The following is an 18,745-nucleotide window of genomic DNA, read 5'->3' as shown; positions in this document are numbered from 1 at the left end:
TTGTAGATAAATAAGATGTTAGGGGGGAGAAAATGAGTAAACAGGAAATAAACTATAATGAAAGGCGAGTCACTATCAAAGACATTGCAGAAAGCTTAGGGGTAAGCACAGCTACAGTATCTAATGTGATTCATGGAAAGACCAAGAAAATATCAGCCAAAACAGTTGAAAAAGTGCAGGAGCTTTTAGAGGTAAGTGGCTATATTCCTAATATGGCAGCAGTTTTATTAGCTCAAAATAGCTCTAAGATTATATGTGTCATGCTCTCAGATGATCAAAAATACAATGGACAAATGCTAAAGGATCCCTTTGTGAGTGATATACTAAATAGCTTATCTAAATGTCTTAATCAAAAGGGCTATTTTATGATGGTCAAGGAAGAATCACGTTTAGATAAGATTGTACAGTATGCTTCTATGTGGAATATGGCAGGGCTTATTTTAATTGGCTATTGTAATCAAGATTATCAAAGTTTAAGAGCAAAAATGCACATCCCTTTTTTGGTCATTGATGGCTATGTGAATCAAGCTGAGAAATATTCAAATGTAGGTATTGATAATGAAGGTGGAGGCTATCAAGCAGGAACTTATTTAGTACATAAAGGTCATCGTAAAATCATGTTTTTATCAGATAATGATACTTGCGGCGATCATGAACGCTATATGGGCTTTAAAAGAGCACTTTTAGACAATCAAATAATAGTTATGCCAGAAGATTTTAAGCTATTGCCTTTTGATGAGAAAGAGCGTTTTGCTTATTATAAGCACTTATTGAAAGAAATAAAAAAATACACAGCTGCTTTTTGTGCGTCTGATGTATATGCCATTGAATGGATGAATTATCTTTTAGACCAAGGCGTAAAAATTCCAGAAGATTTTTCTATTATAGGATTTGATGATATTCAGCTGGCTCAGTATGTAAGGCCTAAATTAACAACTATCAAACAAGATATGAATAAAAGAGCAGAAAAGGCTATAGAGCTACTTGAAGCGCTGATAGCAGGAGATGAAGTAATAGCAAACGTGGTACTTCCCACCTCCTTAGTGATAAGAGAAAGTGTAAAAGATATAGGTGATAAGTGACAAAAAGAAGTTGCTTTTTTTAGTTTAGGTTACGCGTTTAACCTGTTGATATATTCAGGTGCTATAGTAAAATAGGAGTATCTAGATAGGCTTTGCGCAAATGCCTCTAATAAAGAGGTGATAGTTTTGAAAAAAGAAAACACTACGTTTTATAAAGAACTTAAAAGCATTGCTGTGCCTATTGCATTGCAATGTGCTTTTCAATCTTCATTTAGTTTGGTTGATCAAATAATGGTAGGGCAATTAGGAAGTGTTAGTATAGCAGGAAGTGGTATAGCTATTAAATACAGTAGCCTTGTGACGGTTACATTATCTGCTATTTCAACTGTTGCTGCTATTATGATTGCGCAATATTGTGGCAATAAAGATGAAGAAGGGATGAATGTAAGCTTTTTTTCCAATTTATATATTGCTATAGGAATTGCTATTTTATTTTTAATTCCTTCATTAGGAATGACCAAGGATATCATGAGGATTTATACAAAAGATGCAGCTATTTATTTAGCAGGTGCTAAGTATCTTTGGATAATAGCTTTAAGCTTTGTACCAATGGCCATTACTATGGTTATTTCTGCGCTATTAAGAACCTTGGAAAAAAGTAAGTGGTTGTTATACGGAAGTATAGTGGCTATGATGCTTAATATAGTAGGCAATTATTTCTTTATCTTTGGAAACGGTTCCTGTCCTGAAATGGGGATCGAGGGAGCCGCTTTAGCAACACTTATAGCTAGGGTAGTTGAAATGAGCTTACAGATTGGATTTATTCTAGTCCTTAAGAAAAAGAAAAAAATCATACTTAAACCATTAGTATTTCCTAGTAAAGCATTTTTAAAAAAGATAATTATCATTGTTCTTCCCATCTTGGCCTGTGAGTTCTTGTGGAGCTTGGGAGAAAATATTTATGCAGGTATTTATGGAAGATTAGGTAGAGATGCCTTAGCTGCTATGACATTAACAAACCCAGTACAAGGTTTATTAATAGGGTTGTTTAGCGGTGTATCAGCAGCAACCGTTGTTATGGTAGGTGGTAGGTTAGGAAAAGATGATTATGAAGGAGCTTATGTAGTTGCAAGAAAACTTTTAAAAATAGGTGTTATAGGTTCCTTAGGAATTAGCATGATTTTATTAATTTGTGCCAGATTTTATGGAAGGCTATTCAATGTAACTGAGGAAGTAGGTCAGCTTACTTGCTATATTTTGTATAGTTTCAGCTTCGTTTTATTTGCCAAGATTGCTAATATGATTTTAGGTGGGGGTATTTTAAGAAGTGGGGGAAATACAAAATTAACTTTAATCATCGATATAATAGGAACTTGGGGATTTGGCATTCCCTTAGGCTTTTTGGCAGCTTTTATCTGGAATTTACCTATTTACTTAGTTTACCTTATCTTATCATTAGAAGAATTAGTACGTTTAGGGCTTTCTCTTATTTTATTTAAAAAGAGAAAGTGGATGAAGAATATTACATAGAATGAACAAGAAGAAGTAAGGAGGCCTTTAAGAATGGAAACAATGAAGGTAAATGAAAGAGATTATGAAGTAGTGAAGCTTTTAGGTAAAGGAAAGGGTGGTTACTCTTATTTAGTAAGAAACGAAGAAAAAAGCTATGTGCTTAAACAAATTCATCATGAACCTTGTGAGTATTATCAATTTGGAAATAAACTTGAATCAGAGTTAAATGATTATCAGAAACTATTAGCTATTGGTATTTTAATGCCTACTTTAATAGAAGTAGACCAGAAGAGAGAACGTTTGCTTAAGACATTTATTGATGGTGAAACCATATTTGAATTAGTGCTTAAAGATCAAATGAAATCATCTTATTTACAACAAGTGCATAAAATGTGTAAAGTGCTTTATGAAGCGAAGCTGAATATTGATTACTTTCCTACTAATTTTGTGGTACAGGAGGGGTTGCTTTATTATATTGATTATGAATGTAACAGCTATATGGAGGAGTGGAACTTTGAAAATTGGGGAGTTCATTATTGGAGTAAGACTAAAATATTTTTAGATTACGTAGCAATACATGGATAGTAAATGTACCTCTTAAGAAGATAGAATGGGAAGAAGGGTTGAAAAATTATAAAAAATATAATACAATTAATATGATTAATATGATTTTTATTAATTAAAATGTTGGTAAAAAGAAAGGAAGGTATAATATGAATTTAAAGGGAACTAAAACAGAGAAAAATCTACAAGAAGCATTCTCAGGGGAGTCACAGGCAACAAATAAATATACATATTATGCATCAAAAGCTAAAAAAGAAGGCTATTCTCAAATTGCAGCTTTATTTGAAGAAACTGCTCGTAATGAAAAAGAACATGCAAAGCTTTGGTTTAAATTACTTCATGGAGGCATTGGCTCAACAGAAGAGAATTTAAAAGATGCTGCAGGTGGTGAACACTACGAATGGACAGATATGTATGCTAATTTTGCTAAAGAAGCAAGAGAAGAAGGATTTGACCACATTGCCTTTTTATTTGAAGAAGTAGCTAAGATTGAAAAAGAACATGAAGAACGCTACTTAAAACTTCTAAGCAACCTTCAAGGAAATACAGTATTCCAAAAAGACGAAGAAATAGTATGGATTTGTAGCAACTGTGGACACATTCACAGAGGCAAAGAAGCACCAAAAGTTTGTCCTGTATGTGCACATCCACAAGGTTATTTTGAAGAAAGAGCAACTAATTACTAATAATAAAATAAAAAAAATAAAAAAATGCAAAGCCTAGTAAAATAAGGCTTTGCATTTTTTATGTATAATACGGAGTTCTCTTTTGTAGTACTTAGGCAATATAGTAGGAGAGAAGACAACATAGCTTGATTGAAAAGGCAGTGGAAGAACGATACAATTAAAATGATTAAAAGTACTAGTAATGCATCGCTAACAAGAAGATGGAGGAAAATTTAAATGGTATTATCTACATATCAAGTCAAAGAGATAGAAGCATTAAAAATACTAGGAAGAACTGCTAATAAAAAACAACCACTTACCTTGTTCTGGACAGGAAGTGGAATAGAATGTCATATAAGGGCAGCAGAGCTTTGGATAGAAGTAGAAGCTGACTACAGTGCCTATGAGCCTTGGATAAGTATTGTTATTAATGGTACCTATGTAAGTAGAAGAATGGTAGAGAAGGGAAGAAGTTGGATTTGCATTTTTAGAGGAATGAATCCAGAGGTTATTAAACAGGTAAAAATCATTAAAGAAGTACAAGCTATGTCAGGAGACGAAGATCACTTGCTTCAGATCCATCAGCTTAAAACAGATGGTAGCTTCTTGCCAGTAGAAGAACAACCTTACAAATTAGAGTTTATAGGGGATAGTATTACATCAGGAGAGGGAAGTATAGGTGCTAAGATAGAAGAGGATTGGATTTCAATGTGGTTTAGCACTGAAAATAATTATGCCAGAATGACAGCAGATGCTTTAAGTGCAGAATATCGTCTTATTTGTCAAAGTGGTTGGGGGGTCTATAGCAGTTGGGATAATAATCCTCATGCAGCTGTGCCACTTTATTATGAGAAAGTATGCGGCCTATTAAATGGCAAGAGAAATGAGTCACTAGGAGCAAAAGCAGAGAATGATTTTAAGGCATGGCAACCTAATGCCATCGTTGTTAATTTAGGAACCAATGATGGTGGCGCTTTTAATTCACCAGCTTGGAAAGATGAGTTGACAGGTGAAAGCTTTAAACAACGTTTAAATGAAGATGGTTCTTTTAACAAAGAAGATATTGAGTGTTTTAAAGAGGCAGCAGTCACTTTTTTACATAAGCTAAGAAAATATAATAAAGAAGCTTATATAGTATGGGCTTATGGGATGTTAGGGGATGTTATGGCACCTTTTATAAAAGAAGCTATAGCAACTTATGAAAAGGAAAGTGGAGATAATAAGGTAAGTTTTATAGCGCTACCAGATACGACAGAACAAACAGTGGGGGCAAGGCAACATCCAGGAGAACTTTCACATAAGCAAGCTAGTAAGGTTTTAGTATCATATTTACAAAGCATCTTAGTTTAATACTCTCCATAACCTTTAGGTAGACCGTAGGTCATTTACTTAAAGGTTTTTTCAATCTATCTAAAAGCATAGATAGAGCAGACAAGGATGTTATTGATAGGATAATGGTCAAATAGTAGCTACACATGTATATTATGTTACTAAAAGTAAATAATAAGATTGAATATTTATAAAAAGGTGATATAATAGATAAACACCTTAGAAATGGAAATAAGCGGCTAAAAGATACGACGGCTTGGTAGGCATATCTACTAAGCTACTTTTTTGATGTCTAAAATGCAGAAAAGGAGAGTATATGAAAGCAGAGGAACACAAGGATTATAAAGAAGAAGCACATCAGTTAGAATTAACTAAGGCATGGATTACAGCTCAAAGTGAGGCGTTAAAGGAAGAAGGTCAGACATTAGAACATGAAATTGCAAGCTTGCGAAAAGAGGTAAGTAGTGCTTTTGATGAACGTTTAGTTTTGAAACTTCAGATGAGGCAAGGGCTAACAGAGGACCTAAATAAATATAGCCAAATACAAGCAGCACCTTATTTTGGAAGAATTAACTTCAAAGAAAATTTTACAGACAACTTAGAGGTTGTTTATATTGGCAAGTTCGGACTTTATGACAGTGAAAAGGGAGATATGTTAGTCTTAGATTGGCGTACTCCTATGGCTAACATTTACTATAGCGGTATTGATGAGGATGTAGCTTATAAGGCGCCTGATGGCATAGTAGAAGGTAAAATGCTTTTAAAGAGAAGATATGTCATAGAAGAAGGCAAACTCACAGAAATTCATGATGAGAAATCCTTGCAGGATAATTTAAAAGACAGCTTGCAGCAAGGAACGGGCTTTTTAATGGATGCTTTAAATAAGTCTACTAGTGGACGTTTAAAGGAAATTGTAGCCACTATTCAGCAGGAACAAAATCAAATTATAAGAAGTGAAAGCTTTTTGCCATTAGTCGTTCAAGGTGTAGCTGGGAGTGGTAAAACGACTATTGCACTTCATCGTATGGCTTATCTTATTTATAATCAGCAAAATCCTAAAGCAAAATATATGGTAGTAGCACCTAACCAATTATTCTTAAAATATATCTCAGATATATTACCTGATTTAGGAGTAGAGCATGTGGTTCAGACTACCTTTGAAGCTTGGGCACTTGATAAATTAGGAAAAGGGATTAAGCTAGGGAAACAAAGAGATAAGTTAGATACTTTATTAGTTGAGGCAGAGGAAAAAGCACAAATCTTAGCTTTAGCTAGCAAATTAAGAGGCTCCATTTTATTTGCAAAAATAATTGATAAGAAGTTAAAAAGACTAGAAGCTAGTATTATTGCGCCAGAAGGGATTCAATATGAGGGGATCACTATAGTAAGCTATAAGGAACTTCAACATATGTTTCTAGTAAGTAATGGAGGGCTCCCTTTAATGACAAGGGTAAAGCTATTAGGTGATTATATTAAGAAAAAGCTTCAAGACAAGCAAGCAGATATTAAAGAGTTAATCGAACAAATTTATGCTAGAAAACTAAAAGTACTCAAAGCTTCAGTGACAGATATAGAAACTATACGTCAAGAAATTATTGCTCTTTATGATGAAAGAGATGAAAAAATCAAAGGTATTAAAAAGTGGTCTACAGCTTATACAAAAGCTTATATCAAAAACATTGCTTTACCATCTGCATCTGCTTTTTATCAGCAGATGTTTGAAGAAGAAAGTCTTTATAAATGGTTAGAAGGAAAAATGCCAGAGGAAGCACTTAAATCAGTTATTGCTTTAATACAAGGTCAGCTTAGAAAACAATTTTTTGAAACAGAAGATTTGGGCCCACTTGTTTATATTCAAAGTCAGCTTTATGGTCTAGATGATGAAAGGCAATATGCGCATATCGTAGTAGATGAAGCACAGGATTTAGACGAAATGAAGTTATTGGTGCTTAGAAAGGCTTCAACCAATGATGCCTTTACGTTAGTAGGAGACTTAGCACAAGGCATCTATGGTTATAAAGGAATTAATAATTGGCAAAGAGTCATGGATAGAGTCTTTGAAGGAAAGAGCTATCATTATTTTGAGATGACTACGAGTTATCGTTCTACCATTGAAATTATTGAATTAGCTAACAAGGTACTAGGAGCAAATAAGGATCATCCTGTTTTATTAGCTCAGCCGGTTTTTAGACATGGACATAGGCCAGAGCTTATCCGCTGCATAAGTGAAATGGACAGAGTAAATCAAATTTATAATAAGATTAAAGTTTATGAGGAGCAAGGCTTAGCATCCATTTGCGTGATTACTAAAGATCTTGCAGAGGGTGAAGACCTATACCGTGCACTTAGAAAGAAAGGTCTAGAAATAGAATGGCTGCAAGATGAAGAAGAACAGTATAACGGACAAGTAGCAGTGATGCCAAGTTATTTAACTAAGGGATTAGAATTTGATGCTGTTTTACTTTATGATGTGAGTGCAAGTAAGTTTAAGGCAAAGGATTTAGACATTAAATTACTTTATGTCATGATTACGAGGGCACTTCACGAATTAAGTATGTACACCATAGGCCTACCGACAGAGATAGTAGCATCCTGCTTGTAACCGATGAAGTTGCTATTACAATATAGAAATTTGTCTGAGCGTTTATGAGGAATGCTACTGAGCAGAAATGAGAGGATAAGAGCTACCTTCCGGAATTCCGCTCCGTATTTTTAGAAGCACTAAGGCTCACTTTTTTAATGAACGTGCGAAAACTCATTTCATTCAAACACTCGCACTAAAACCCATCAAAAAAGTTCACCAAGTGCTTCTAAAAAATACTACGAAGTCATTCCTCCAGGCAGCCCTTATCCTCTTATTTCTTACAAGCAGTATTGAACTCATAAACGTTCAAGCCCCTAAACGAGAAGTGCAGAAAAGAGATAATAACAATAGCTAATTCATTTTACTTATAGCAGATAGAGACAACAAAAATAGCTCTTCAAGTATAATAACTTGAAGAGCTATTTTGTGCTCCAGACTCTTGAAATGAACTTTCACAGCTAGCTAAATAGACCTTAAGCAAGGCGCAAAATGGCTCCTCAGCACGTATGCATTATAGCGTAGTGCCTACTAAGACTAGCGATGAAAGTTAAACCAATGAGTGAGGAGCTCCTAAAAGTCTCGGCCGGCGCACCCTATGCTAGGAAGCTAAGACCTTAAGACTCTGGTTTAAAACTTTATTTGATAATGAGATGTATAAAAACATTTAAAACAACTTATAAGTGGCGCCTTCCTTGCAGCGCACCAGTGAACATTTTCCTTAGAGCTAGAGCTACCTGTAACAACAGATTGAGAGTTAGTCGACCCGGTCAGTTCCTCAGGTTGAAGCTGTGGTAATTATGCCGTGGGAAGTTATTTATTTGTTTTTACACTTATGTATATGTATTCAAGAAGCCGAATCCCTAATAGAAAATGAAAATACTTGTTTAAAGGATATGTCAGCTAAGGTAGATGAAATGGTAGATGGTGTAAGAAGCATTGCTGTACAAATCAACTTATTAGCTCTTAATGCCAGTATAGAAGCAGCTAGAGCAGGAGAACAAGGTAGGGGCTTTGCAGTAGTTGCCGAGGAGATTAGAAAACTAGCAGAAAGTTAAGTGATATGGTACAAAGCAGATATATCGTGCCACTACAAACCAATGGAACAAAATGTGAATTTGGACATTTCTATGGTGCTTTAAAAGTAGAGCACAGTGCACTTAAAGATAAATGGCAAGCGATTGACCCGGTTCATAAGGCACTTCATCAGAAAGGTCATGAGGTGATTCGTGAACTACAAAAGAATGGTGGCAGTAGAGCGGAAAGTTTAATGGAAGAAACCAAGAAAATGTCAAAACAAATAGTCCAAGATTTAAGTGAAATCAAGCAAATGACTAAGTCGTTAACAAGTCAAGGAGAAAAAGTATTCGATAGTATGATACTAAATAAAGCGTAGTAATAAGATATCAAAGATAGTGATGCTGATGATAACAAAGCGGTGAAAGAAGCCTGTTATCATCACTATTTTCTTGTGGGTAAAAATATGTAAAAAGTATATTGACAGGGGTGTTTAGTAGTGATAAAATTTAAGGTTTGGTTTTTGGGGATAAATGTGCTATAATGATAATAGGAATACAAAGAAGTAAATAATCTTGGAGGTGAAATAGATGTTTAAGGTTGGTGATAAAGTTTTTTGCCCTTTAAGAGGGGCGGGTATAGTTGCAACAATTGAAGAGAGAAAAATGCTAGATGAAACGAAAGAGTACATCATTATTAAGCTTCAATCTTCAAATACAACAGTTATGATTCCTACTGATAAAGTAGAAGCTTCTCATTTTAGATTCGTAAGTGATGAAACAATGACTAATGAAGTATTAGAGAAGTTAGCTGACAAAGAAACAGAGATTCATGCGTCTACTGTACTCAAGCAGAGAATGAAGGTTAATAAAGAAAGATTAATGGCAGGAAGCTTGGCTGATTATGGAGAGGTTATTAGAGAATTAACACATATTCAAAGGGGTAAGGCACTTAATGCCAGTGAAAATGCCATGCTTATGGAAGCAAGAAAATTCTTGGCAGATGAACTAAGTTTAATCAAATCTATTTCCATGAAAGAAGCAACAAAGTTATTAGATAAGGTTTTGGCATAAAAAAGCAGTTTAAACATATGTTTAAACTGCTTTTTTATAGTTATGCATTTAAGCTTGTGCAACTAATTTACTAAGTTCAATAATGGTCTTTGTAGCTAGAAGCATATGATTTACAACAGTAAACTCGTATTTACCGTGATAATTATAAGCACCTGTGAAAATATTAGGGCAAGGTAAGCCGTTAAATGAAAGTCTTGCGCCATCCGTACCACCACGAATAGGTTCATGAAGTGGTGTAACGCCTACATTTTGAATAGCTTTTTCAGCTAAAGCCATAACCCTTGGATGTTGATCAATAATCTCTTTCATATTAAAATAACTATCTTTAAGAGTAACCTGGATAGTGTCTTTACCATATTTCTGATTAAGTTGGTCAGCAAGAGAAAGCATCGTAGCTTTGCGTGCTTCAAACTTAGTTTTATCATGGTCTCGAATAATATAATGGAGTTCAGTATGTTCCAGAGTACCTTTCATATCATGAAGGTGATAGAAGCCTTCATGTCCTTCGGTAAGCTCTGGTACTTCATCAGCAGGCAAAAGACTTTGATATTCACAAGCAATGGCTAAGCTGTTTTTCATTTTACCCTTAGCATCACCAGGGTGTACACTAATGCCTTCAAAAGATACTGTAGCAGAAGCTGCATTAAAGTTTTCGCACTGAAGTTCACCTACTAAACCACCATCTATGGTATAAGCAAAGTGAGCATTAAATTTTTTAACATCAAAGTAATCTACACCTTTTCCAATCTCTTCATCAGGGGTAAAACCTATACGGATAGTTCCATGAGGAATTTCCGGATGATTAATGAGATATTCTATAGCTGTTAATATCTCAGCTATGCCTGCTTTATCATCGCCGCCTAGAACAGTAGTACCATCAGTTGTAATGAGCGTTTCACCAATAAAATCATTTAAAATAGGAAACTGCGTAGGGCTTAAAGTCACCCCGGTTTGAGCATTGAGAATGAGGTCGCCCCCCTTGTAGTCTTTAACGACATGAGGTTTAACATTTTTACCTGAGTAGTCAGGCACAGTATCCATATGGGCGATAAAGCCAACGATATCTGTGTCGTATGTTACATTACTAGGTAAAGTAGCCATGACATAGCCGTATTCATCTAAGGATACATCTTCAAGTCCTAAGGCCTTACATTCTTCTAATAGCATTTTAGCAAACTCTAACTGTGTTTTTGTACTAGGAAAGGTGGTACTTGTGTCATCAGACATTGTATCGATTTGAACATATTTTAAAAAGCGATTTATTAATTTTTCTTGCATTTAAAGTCCTCCTTTACTGTCTTTTACTCTAGTATAGACATATTTGCAGATTTTCATCAAGTAGCTTTAGCTACTATATTTTTAATGAAGGATTAATGAATAATGATTTAAGACTATGATATAATACATTTAAATAAATGTAAGCGGAGGAAAATATGGCTAGTTTCAAAGCAATCTGTATAAAAGGTGGAGAAGGTATTGCTCAAGGTGACATTGTTAAGGCATGGAAAAGCTTTAATATCATGTTTTATAGAAAAGCATTTAGGTTTAAAGTAGGTATGTCACCTGAACAATTTTGGGAGCATTTTGTTTGCTTAAATCGTTATTATATAGTTGAAAAACCTACCATAAAGAGACGTTTTAGAAGACCAAAGAAACAATTTTTAAGAGTGGAGTTCCCTAATATTTCAGAAGAACAGCTTATTTTATTATATAATTATGCTTTCTCATATATTGAACTTATTAAGCAAAAAAATCCTGATCTTATTCAAACTTTTAATTATAGTATTGTATCTACACTAGAGAAGTTAGAATACCTTTATGGTGTTCTTTCACCTTATGAATTTAATGAAGCAGTCAAAGATTCAGAGCAAGTATTTAAAGGAATATATAAAACAGCAATTAGTCTGGAACTGCAGACTTTCCCACAAAACATGAATTATAGCCAAATGCTTCAAAACTTTAAAGTGGATAATCAAATTCTAGGTGAATTTTTTAAGGAACTTAATAAATCAGAATAATGCGTTGGTAGAGGGAAAAAGTTAAATAATAATAATTGTAAAGTAATAATAGATTGCATATAGATGATAAAAAGATTACAATAAAGATACTAGTTTAATATTATAGAATAGAGACAAAATGGAAAAGGACATAAAATTAGAGCATAAGGAGATTGAGCCATGATAAAAAGTAATTTATTATCAAGAGTAGAGACTATGCAATTTGTTTTACCTGAGCATTTGAATGGTATGGGGAATATGCATGGCGGAGAAATAATGAAGTTGATGGACAATACAGCAGGTCTGGTGTTTGTAAGACATGCAGAAGGAAATGCTGTAACGGCAGCTGTTAATGATTTAAAAATGATAAAACCTATTCCTGCTAAGTCAGTGGTTAGATGCGTAGGAGAATTGATAGAGACTGGTAGAACTTCCATGAAGGTATGTGTACAGGTTTTTATAGAAGATGTACAAACAGGTAGTACAACTTTAGCTTCAGAGGGATTATTTATTGGTGTGGCTGTTGATCAGGCAGGAAAGCCAAGGGAAGTAGCCAAAGTAAAAATTGAGAAAACAGCTTAAATAAAGAAGAAACGGTTTATACATAATGAAGGCTTGGCTTTGGATGAAGACAAAGAGCCGTAATGTGCAATAAGCCGTTTTTTTGTTAGTACTAAGTGGAGGTATACAATCATGTTTAAAATAAAGGCAGAAGAATATAGTTGCCCTGTTGAAGCGTTATCTAATATTTTAGGTAAAAAATGGGTGGCCACTATTATATGGACATTACAAAAAGAGGAGAAACGTTTTGGACAGCTTCAACGCGAAATAGACGGATGTACTAAGAAAATGCTTTCACAGCAGCTAGATTTATTAATGGAACAAGGAATTGTAGAAAATGAAAAAGTGATAAGTGGTAATACAATCGAATCTAAGTATTATTTGAGTGAAACAGGATTATCATTACTTCCTATTGTGGAGCAGATGATTGAGTGGGGAAATAATCATTTAACTTGTGATTAATAAGTGACCTGGTTACAGAAAAGTGTCTAATTGTTATGATACGCTATTTCTGATAGATTAATTATTGATACCTAGTGGATTGGTTATGTATGAAGAAAGTAGAGGTGAAGTGAGTGGAGAAGCTTAATTTAGTTGTAGTATTTATAGAAGGATTGGTATCCTTCTTATCCCCTTGTGTCTTGCCTATTTTACCAGTGTACTTAGCAATGCTTTCTCAAAACACTGATAATGAAGGACAAGCAAAACGTAATAGGAAAACATTATTAATTAACACCCTATTATTTGTATTAGGTATATCTACAACCTTTCTTATTTTAGGAACAGGGGTAGGATTTATCAGGCCGTTTTTAATGAGTAATAAGAATGTCTTTTTAGGTTTAGGAGGACTACTTATTATTGGTATGGGCTTGTTTTATATGGATCTACTCAAAATAGATGAACTTCAACGAGAGAAACGTATGCACTATCAAGTAAAAAAGATGAATCCTTTAGCTGCGTATATTTTAGGGTTTACTTTTAGTTTTGGTTGGACACCTTGTATAGGACCTATGCTAGCGTCTGTTTTGGTAGTAGCTTCTACAAGTAGTAATGCACTAACAGGTTACTTGTTAATAGGTGTGTATACTTTAGGATTTGTAGTACCATTCTTGCTTTTAGCAGTATTTGCGGAAAAAATGATAGAGCTTTTAGAACGTGTTAAGAGTAAGGGGCTAAGCATAAAAAGAATAGGTGGTATGTTACTTGTATTAACTGGGCTTGTTTTTTTAATGAATGGATTAACAGGACCGAAGGAAGTCATTACTAAGCCTACGAATGAAAAAGTACAAGAACAAAGTTCGTCAAAAGAAGAACAATCAAATGAAGAAGCAGAAGTAGATGAAGAAGCTGTTTTAGCACCGGATTTTATTCTGGAAGATCAATATGGTAATACACATAAGCTTGGTGATTATCAAGGGAAAACAGTGTTTTTAAACTTTTGGGCTACCTGGTGTCCACCTTGTAAAAAAGAGATGCCAGATATAGAGAAGCTTTATGAAGAATATGGTTTAAATGAAGACGAGGTGATTGTATTAGGTGTAGCCATGCCTAATATAGGAAGAGAAGGCAGTAAAGAAGACATTATTGAATTCTTAGAAGATGAAGGGTATACCTTCCCTGTTGTATTTGATGAAAGTGCTGAACTTATGTATAACTACCAAATCACAGCATTCCCAACCACTTTTATTATTAATCCTAAGGGTGAGGTTGCTTTATATGTGCCAGGAGCTATGGATTTGAGCACAATGAAAGAACTTGTAGAAAAATATTAATAAACAAAACAAAGGAGGATACAGCCATTAGCTGATCCTCCTTTGTTTTGTTTATTAAATAAAGGATGTCTAGTATAACGTATCAATAGCAGATTCAAAAGAGGTACATTGATAAACCATAAAATATTTAACGAATTCTCTGGTAAGGGTAGTAATATCACTAAATACATAATTGGTAGTACCTTTGATAAAGACAATTTCACTGCAAGTAGTATAAGCCATAGTTGGAATAAATTCTTTAAAAGTCCAGTCCATATCCTCAGCACCTGTTCCAAAGGCAGAGGTAACATCAATGACCATATTAGAAACCCTATATTTCTTTAAAAGATAAAGCGCATAGTAGAAAGGGTCACGATAGTCATTGCCAACACAAGGCTTTTTCCATTGCATAAAGACGATGTAGAGATCAGGTCTATAGCAAACATGACAGAAAGCTGTATCAAACATACTTTCACTCCTTTATAAGGTGGTCGTATTTTATTTATATATTCTAGTATAACTTAATTGTACCTAAAATTAAATATATTTCGATTAATATGTTCATAAATTGTTAATCTTTTTATTTTGATGGTATTTTAAAATAGAAGATTAACAATTTAATGTGTTTTATTTTTATCAATTATCAAAAATTGTTTTAGAAAAATAATAATATATTAGGTGAAATTTGGCATAAAGATTGTGTTTAGATTAATAAAATAGAGATGTATATAAAAATAAAACAGATATAATAGAAGTGGCAAGTCACTATAGTCTGTAGGAGGGATTTTATGGATTTAGTAGTACTAGTACCTATTTGTTCAATCATTGCATTACTATTTGCAGTGTACTTCAGCAGAAAAGTACTAAAAATGAGTGAGGGAACAGAAAAAATCAAAGAAATTGCATCAAGTATACGGGTAGGAGCAAAGGCATATTTAATTAGGCAGTATAAGGGTGTGGCAATCTTTTTTGCAGGAATGTTTGTAGTGCTTTTTATTTTAAGTAGGCTTGACTATGTAAGTGTTTTTGTACCGTACGCCTTTTTAACTGGAGGATTTTTCTCTGGATTAAGTGGCTTTTTAGGTATGAAAATAGCAACATCCGCTAACTCTAGGACGACCTGGGCATGTACAAAGAGTTTAAACTCGGGACTTAGAGCAGCATTTTCTAGTGGTGCAGTAATGGGGCTAGTAGTAGTAGGTTTTGGCTTGTTAGATTTAAGTATTTGGTATTACATATTAGACTGGTATTATAGAGCATTACCAGAAGCAGAGCGTATTGTTTATATTACTTCTTCAATGCTAACCTTTGGTATGGGTGCTTCTTCTATGGCATTATTTGCAAGAGTTGGTGGAGGAATCTTTACTAAAGCAGCAGATGTAGGAGCAGATTTAGTAGGTAAAGTAGAAAAGGGAATTCCAGAAGATGACCCTAGAAACCCCGCTGTTATTGCAGATAATGTGGGGGATAATGTAGGAGATGTAGCAGGACTTGGAGCTGATCTTTATGAGTCTTATGTAGGTTCTATTATTTCTTCATGTGCTTTGGCTGTGGCAGCAGGCTTAGGGATGAAGGGTGTTGTTATCCCTATGTTGGTAGCGGCTATAGGGGTTATTGCTTCAGTTCTAGGTACCTTTTTTGTAAGAACAGGGGAAAAGGCTTCCCAAAAGATGTTACTTAGAGCTTTACGAAAGGGTGTTTATTTCGCAGCTATCGTCATTATGATTGCAGCTTATTTCCTCGTTGTTAATGTACTAGGACAGGAACATGTAGGTATTTACTTTGCTATTTTAAGTGGACTGATTGCAGGTATTGGTATTGGCTTTTTTGCAGAATACTTTACAAGTAGTCAATACAAGCCTACAAGACAATTAGCAGAGTCTGCCCAGACAGGTTCAGCTACTGTTATTATTAGTGGTATTTCAATAGGTATGCTGTCTACCTCTGTACCTGTTATTATTGTGGGTATCTCAGTTATTGCCAGCTATCTTTTAGCGGGTGGTGCTGATAACTTTAATATGGGCTTATATGGTATTGCTATTTCAGCTGTAGGTATGCTTTCTACATTAGGGATTACCTTAGCCACAGATGCTTATGGACCTGTGGCAGATAATGCAGGTGGTATTGCAGAAATGGCAGAGCTTGAAAGTGTGGTAAGAGAAAGAACAGATGCACTTGATTCATTAGGTAATACAACTGCAGCTACAGGTAAAGGCTTCGCTATTGGTTCAGCAGCCCTTACTGCTTTAGCATTTATTGCAGCATATAAAGATTCTATAGAACTGTTAGTCAAACAAAGAGGTTTAGATTTTACCTTTGATTTATCGATTATTAACCCACAAGTCTTAATAGGTTTATTTGTAGGTGGTATGGCTACCTTTGTATTTGCAGCATTTGCTATGAGTTCTGTTAGTAAAGCAGCAGGCAAAATTGTGGTTGAGGTAAGAAGGCAGTTTAATGAAATTCCAGGACTAATGGAAGGTAAGGCTAAGCCAGATTATGCTGCTTGTGTAGATATTTGTACAAAAGCATCTCAAAAAGAGCTAGTTAAAATTGCTTTATTAGGTGTTGTTTCTCCATTAGCAGTTGGCTTATTATTAGGTCCAAATGGTGTAGCAGGTTTATTAGCTGGTGCCACTACTACAGGTTTTATTCTGGCTGTAATGATGGCTAACTCTGGTGGTGCATGGGATAATGGGAAAAAGTATATTGAAGAGGGTAATTTAGGTGGCAAAGGTTCTGATGCACATAAAGCAGCAGTAGTAGGTGACACCGTAGGAGATCCATTTAAAGATACAGCAGGTCCAGCCATTAATATTTTAATTAAACTTATGGCGATGGTATCCATCGTATTTGGTATGTTTATATTAACCTGGTCTATCTTATAAATTTCAAATAAAAGGTTACTTCATTTGCCCCATGTCAATAAGGATGTTTTCAGTTTTTAAGAGTTGCCGTAGGATGATTAAGTCCTACGGCTTTTCTCTTGCCTTAAACCATTCCCACAAAATTGAAGTAGACATCAACCTGTTGGGTATAGTTTTTCTTCTTCCACGGCTCGGAACGCTCATGCACCACTATCTTCTCGACAAACTCACGCACGATTTCGGGTGTCAGCTTCTGAATATCCGTATACCTATCTACAACAGCTATGAAGCGGTTGGCATTCAGCATGGTATCCTTTCCAAAACTGATTTCCTGCTCTAACTTGCTAAAACGCTGGGAAAGCTCCTGTCTTTCCGTTTCATAGTTTCCGGTCAAAGACTTAAACTGTGCTTCAGACAGGTTTTCCAGTGCAAGCTGTTCAAACGCTTTCTGCAAGAGCCTATCTAAGTCTGAAAGGCGTTTCTGAGCCTTTTCCAGTTCCCTTATTTTAAATGAAAGCTCCTGCTTTAGCTGGCTTTGGTGCTTATCCATTGCCCGCCCAAGGAATTGCTCGGTATGTTCTTTGGCTTCGGCTGTTACCCGCTGGATTTCTGCAAGTACAATCTGGTGCAGTGCCATAACTTTGATGGTATGCGGGGTACACTCGTCCTTGTGTGCGTGGTACTTTCCACAGGTGTAGGTATACTGTTTCTCATTCCAGCTACCGCAGCGGCATAAGTAATGCTTCGTTCCGCAAGCCTCGCATTCCACCAAACCCGAAAGCATATCCTGCTCGCCCATCTTATTAGGTCTGCGCTTGCCTTGCCGTACTCGTTGGACAATATCCCATGTTTCTCTGTCAATCAATGGTTCGTGCGTATTCTCAAATCGAAGCCAGTTTTCAGGCGGATTTTTCCGTTGTTTCTTGCTCTTGAAAGAAGGAATGTATCCTCTGCAATTCACCGTAGTGCCGATGTATTCCTCATGTTCCAGAATACCGCTGACCGTTCTGCCTGACCACGCATATGGCTTATCTAAATTCAGATAGGTATGAATGGCTCCGGATTGTTGATATTCATACATGGCAGGCGTGCTGATTTTTCCCTCCCGCAGAATGCGTGCAATCTTGCTGGGGCCAAGCCCACTGGCACACAGGGCGAAAATCCGACGAACAATAGGGGCAGTGTCCTCATTAGGAACAATCCGTTTCGAGTCATTGGGGTCTTTCTGGTAGCCGTAGGGCGGTTTGGATCCAATCCGCTCCCCACGCTTTGCAGCTGCCATCTTCACCGCCTTGATTTTCTTGCTGGTGTCTCGGGCATGCCACTCGTTGAATAAGTCACGGATTGCAAGGCTTTCGTCTACTCCCTTGTCGGTGTCCACACCGTCATTGATGGCTATGTAGCGGATACCGTAATCGGGAAATTTTTCTTCCATCAAATAACCCATTACAAGACGGTTTCTACCCAGCCGTGAATGGTCTTTTACAATGATGATGGACACATTCCCGGCTTCTACCTCTGCCATCATTTCGTTGTAGGCAGGGCGGTCAAATGTTACCCCGCTAAATCCATCGTCTGCCCAAATTTTCGGGTTAGGAAAGCCGTTTTTCTCGGCGTATTCAGTCAGTATCTGCTTTTGGTGCTGGATACTGCCGGATTCTCCTGCAAGCTCGTCCTCTTGGCTTAAACGGCAGTAGAGTGCCGTAATCTTTTCGTTTGACTGTAACAATACTTTTTGCTCCTTTCCTCTGTACAGCCAAAACGATTCCGAATAAATTGTATGAATCTATTTTACTCAGAATCGCT

The 18,745-nt window shown here is 35.7% G+C and carries 16 protein-coding genes and 1 pseudogene; 14 read left to right on the top strand and 3 right to left on the bottom strand.

Annotation, left to right across the window (positions count from 1 at the left end):
• Nucleotides 1-32 precede the first annotated feature (32 nt).
• From CLOLE_RS15895 to CLOLE_RS15855, 9 genes and pseudogenes are all read left to right on the top strand, one after another.
• On the top strand, nt 33-1,082 hold the full coding sequence (locus CLOLE_RS15895) for a LacI family DNA-binding transcriptional regulator (protein WP_013658152.1): 1,050 nt from the start codon (nt 33-35) through the stop codon (nt 1,080-1,082).
• A 126-nt stretch (nt 1,083-1,208) separates the two neighbouring features.
• A complete protein-coding gene (locus CLOLE_RS15890; RefSeq protein ID WP_013658151.1) occupies nt 1,209-2,552 on the top strand; it encodes an MATE family efflux transporter in 1,344 nt (447 codons plus the stop codon).
• Nucleotides 2,553-2,585: 33 nt separating this feature from the next.
• Nucleotides 2,586-3,119: a BUD32 family EKC/KEOPS complex subunit gene (locus CLOLE_RS15885; protein ID WP_013658150.1), complete on the top strand. Its 534-nt coding sequence runs from the start codon at nt 2,586-2,588 to the stop codon at nt 3,117-3,119.
• A gap of 128 nt (nt 3,120-3,247) precedes the next feature.
• Nucleotides 3,248-3,784: a rubrerythrin gene (gene rbr, locus CLOLE_RS15880; protein ID WP_013658149.1), complete on the top strand. Its 537-nt coding sequence runs from the start codon at nt 3,248-3,250 to the stop codon at nt 3,782-3,784.
• A gap of 216 nt (nt 3,785-4,000) precedes the next feature.
• Entirely contained in the window at nt 4,001-5,113 is a 1,113-nt protein-coding gene (locus CLOLE_RS15875; protein WP_013658148.1) for an SGNH/GDSL hydrolase family protein, read from the top strand.
• A 295-nt stretch (nt 5,114-5,408) separates the two neighbouring features.
• Complete coding sequence (gene helD / locus CLOLE_RS15870; RefSeq protein WP_013658147.1) at nt 5,409-7,694, top strand: RNA polymerase recycling motor HelD; 2,286 nt, start codon at nt 5,409-5,411, stop codon at nt 7,692-7,694.
• Nucleotides 7,695-8,560: 866 nt separating this feature from the next.
• A pseudogene (locus CLOLE_RS23645) lies at nt 8,561-8,725 on the top strand (methyl-accepting chemotaxis protein); the annotation flags it as partial.
• A gap of 11 nt (nt 8,726-8,736) precedes the next feature.
• Nucleotides 8,737-9,069: a CZB domain-containing protein gene (locus CLOLE_RS15860; protein WP_041713056.1), complete on the top strand. Its 333-nt coding sequence runs from the start codon at nt 8,737-8,739 to the stop codon at nt 9,067-9,069.
• Between the two features lie 211 nt (nt 9,070-9,280).
• A complete protein-coding gene (locus tag CLOLE_RS15855; RefSeq protein ID WP_013658146.1) occupies nt 9,281-9,763 on the top strand; it encodes a CarD family transcriptional regulator in 483 nt (160 codons plus the stop codon).
• A 48-nt stretch (nt 9,764-9,811) separates the two neighbouring features.
• Here CLOLE_RS15855 and pepT read toward each other — a convergent pair whose 3' ends face one another.
• Entirely contained in the window at nt 9,812-11,041 is a 1,230-nt protein-coding gene (gene pepT, locus CLOLE_RS15850) for a peptidase T (RefSeq protein ID WP_013658145.1), read from the bottom strand.
• A 155-nt stretch (nt 11,042-11,196) separates the two neighbouring features.
• Here pepT and CLOLE_RS15845 point away from each other — a divergent pair, with 155 nt between their 5' ends.
• The 4 genes from CLOLE_RS15845 (at nt 11,197) to CLOLE_RS15830 (ending at nt 14,093) form a co-directional block, all read left to right on the top strand.
• The gene (locus CLOLE_RS15845) at nt 11,197-11,781 is read left to right on the top strand and encodes a hypothetical protein (RefSeq protein ID WP_013658144.1); all 585 of its coding nucleotides are present in this window, start codon (nt 11,197-11,199) and stop codon (nt 11,779-11,781) included.
• Nucleotides 11,782-11,940: 159 nt separating this feature from the next.
• Nucleotides 11,941-12,342, top strand: coding sequence for an acyl-CoA thioesterase (locus tag CLOLE_RS15840; RefSeq protein WP_013658143.1), 402 nt, complete (start codon nt 11,941-11,943; stop codon nt 12,340-12,342).
• Nucleotides 12,343-12,453: 111 nt separating this feature from the next.
• Nucleotides 12,454-12,783, top strand: coding sequence for a winged helix-turn-helix transcriptional regulator (locus CLOLE_RS15835; protein WP_013658142.1), 330 nt, complete (start codon nt 12,454-12,456; stop codon nt 12,781-12,783).
• 113 nt (nt 12,784-12,896) lie between these two features.
• On the top strand, nt 12,897-14,093 hold the full coding sequence (locus CLOLE_RS15830; protein WP_013658141.1) for a cytochrome c biogenesis protein/redoxin: 1,197 nt from the start codon (nt 12,897-12,899) through the stop codon (nt 14,091-14,093).
• A gap of 69 nt (nt 14,094-14,162) precedes the next feature.
• Here CLOLE_RS15830 and CLOLE_RS15825 read toward each other — a convergent pair whose 3' ends face one another.
• Entirely contained in the window at nt 14,163-14,540 is a 378-nt protein-coding gene (locus tag CLOLE_RS15825; RefSeq protein ID WP_013658140.1) for a hypothetical protein, read from the bottom strand.
• Nucleotides 14,541-14,860: 320 nt separating this feature from the next.
• Here CLOLE_RS15825 and CLOLE_RS15820 point away from each other — a divergent pair, with 320 nt between their 5' ends.
• Nucleotides 14,861-16,960 (top strand): sodium-translocating pyrophosphatase, encoded by a 2,100-nt coding sequence (locus CLOLE_RS15820; RefSeq protein ID WP_013658139.1) that lies wholly within the window; start codon nt 14,861-14,863, stop codon nt 16,958-16,960.
• A 103-nt stretch (nt 16,961-17,063) separates the two neighbouring features.
• Here the strand turns inward: CLOLE_RS15820 and CLOLE_RS15815 are convergent, their stop codons facing one another.
• The gene (locus CLOLE_RS15815) at nt 17,064-18,668 is read right to left on the bottom strand and encodes a recombinase family protein (protein ID WP_013658138.1); all 1,605 of its coding nucleotides are present in this window, start codon (nt 18,666-18,668) and stop codon (nt 17,064-17,066) included.
• Nucleotides 18,669-18,745: the final 77 nt, after the last annotated feature.

The organism is Cellulosilyticum lentocellum DSM 5427, assembly GCF_000178835.2.
Classification (GTDB): domain Bacteria; phylum Bacillota; class Clostridia; order Lachnospirales; family Cellulosilyticaceae; genus Cellulosilyticum; species Cellulosilyticum lentocellum.
This window is presented reverse-complemented; position numbering and strand designations above follow the sequence as displayed.

What these genes read in the sequence shown, in the direction of transcription:
- CLOLE_RS15875 (WP_013658148.1), top strand. Translation starts at nt 4,001, where the DNA reads ATGGTATTATCTACATATCAAGTCAAAGAGATAGAAGCATTAAAAATA.
- CLOLE_RS15845 (WP_013658144.1), top strand. Translation starts at nt 11,197, where the DNA reads ATGGCTAGTTTCAAAGCAATCTGTATAAAAGGTGGAGAAGGTATTGCT.
- CLOLE_RS15860 (WP_041713056.1), top strand. Translation starts at nt 8,737, where the DNA reads ATGGTACAAAGCAGATATATCGTGCCACTACAAACCAATGGAACAAAA.
- CLOLE_RS15825 (WP_013658140.1), bottom strand. Translation starts at nt 14,540, where the DNA reads ATGTTTGATACAGCTTTCTGTCATGTTTGCTATAGACCTGATCTCTAC.
- CLOLE_RS15855 (WP_013658146.1), top strand. Translation starts at nt 9,281, where the DNA reads ATGTTTAAGGTTGGTGATAAAGTTTTTTGCCCTTTAAGAGGGGCGGGT.
- helD (WP_013658147.1), top strand. Translation starts at nt 5,409, where the DNA reads ATGAAAGCAGAGGAACACAAGGATTATAAAGAAGAAGCACATCAGTTA.
- CLOLE_RS15840 (WP_013658143.1), top strand. Translation starts at nt 11,941, where the DNA reads ATGATAAAAAGTAATTTATTATCAAGAGTAGAGACTATGCAATTTGTT.
- CLOLE_RS15895 (WP_013658152.1), top strand. Translation starts at nt 33, where the DNA reads ATGAGTAAACAGGAAATAAACTATAATGAAAGGCGAGTCACTATCAAA.
- pepT (WP_013658145.1), bottom strand. Translation starts at nt 11,041, where the DNA reads ATGCAAGAAAAATTAATAAATCGCTTTTTAAAATATGTTCAAATCGAT.
- CLOLE_RS15820 (WP_013658139.1), top strand. Translation starts at nt 14,861, where the DNA reads ATGGATTTAGTAGTACTAGTACCTATTTGTTCAATCATTGCATTACTA.
- rbr (WP_013658149.1), top strand. Translation starts at nt 3,248, where the DNA reads ATGAATTTAAAGGGAACTAAAACAGAGAAAAATCTACAAGAAGCATTC.
- CLOLE_RS15885 (WP_013658150.1), top strand. Translation starts at nt 2,586, where the DNA reads ATGGAAACAATGAAGGTAAATGAAAGAGATTATGAAGTAGTGAAGCTT.
- CLOLE_RS15835 (WP_013658142.1), top strand. Translation starts at nt 12,454, where the DNA reads ATGTTTAAAATAAAGGCAGAAGAATATAGTTGCCCTGTTGAAGCGTTA.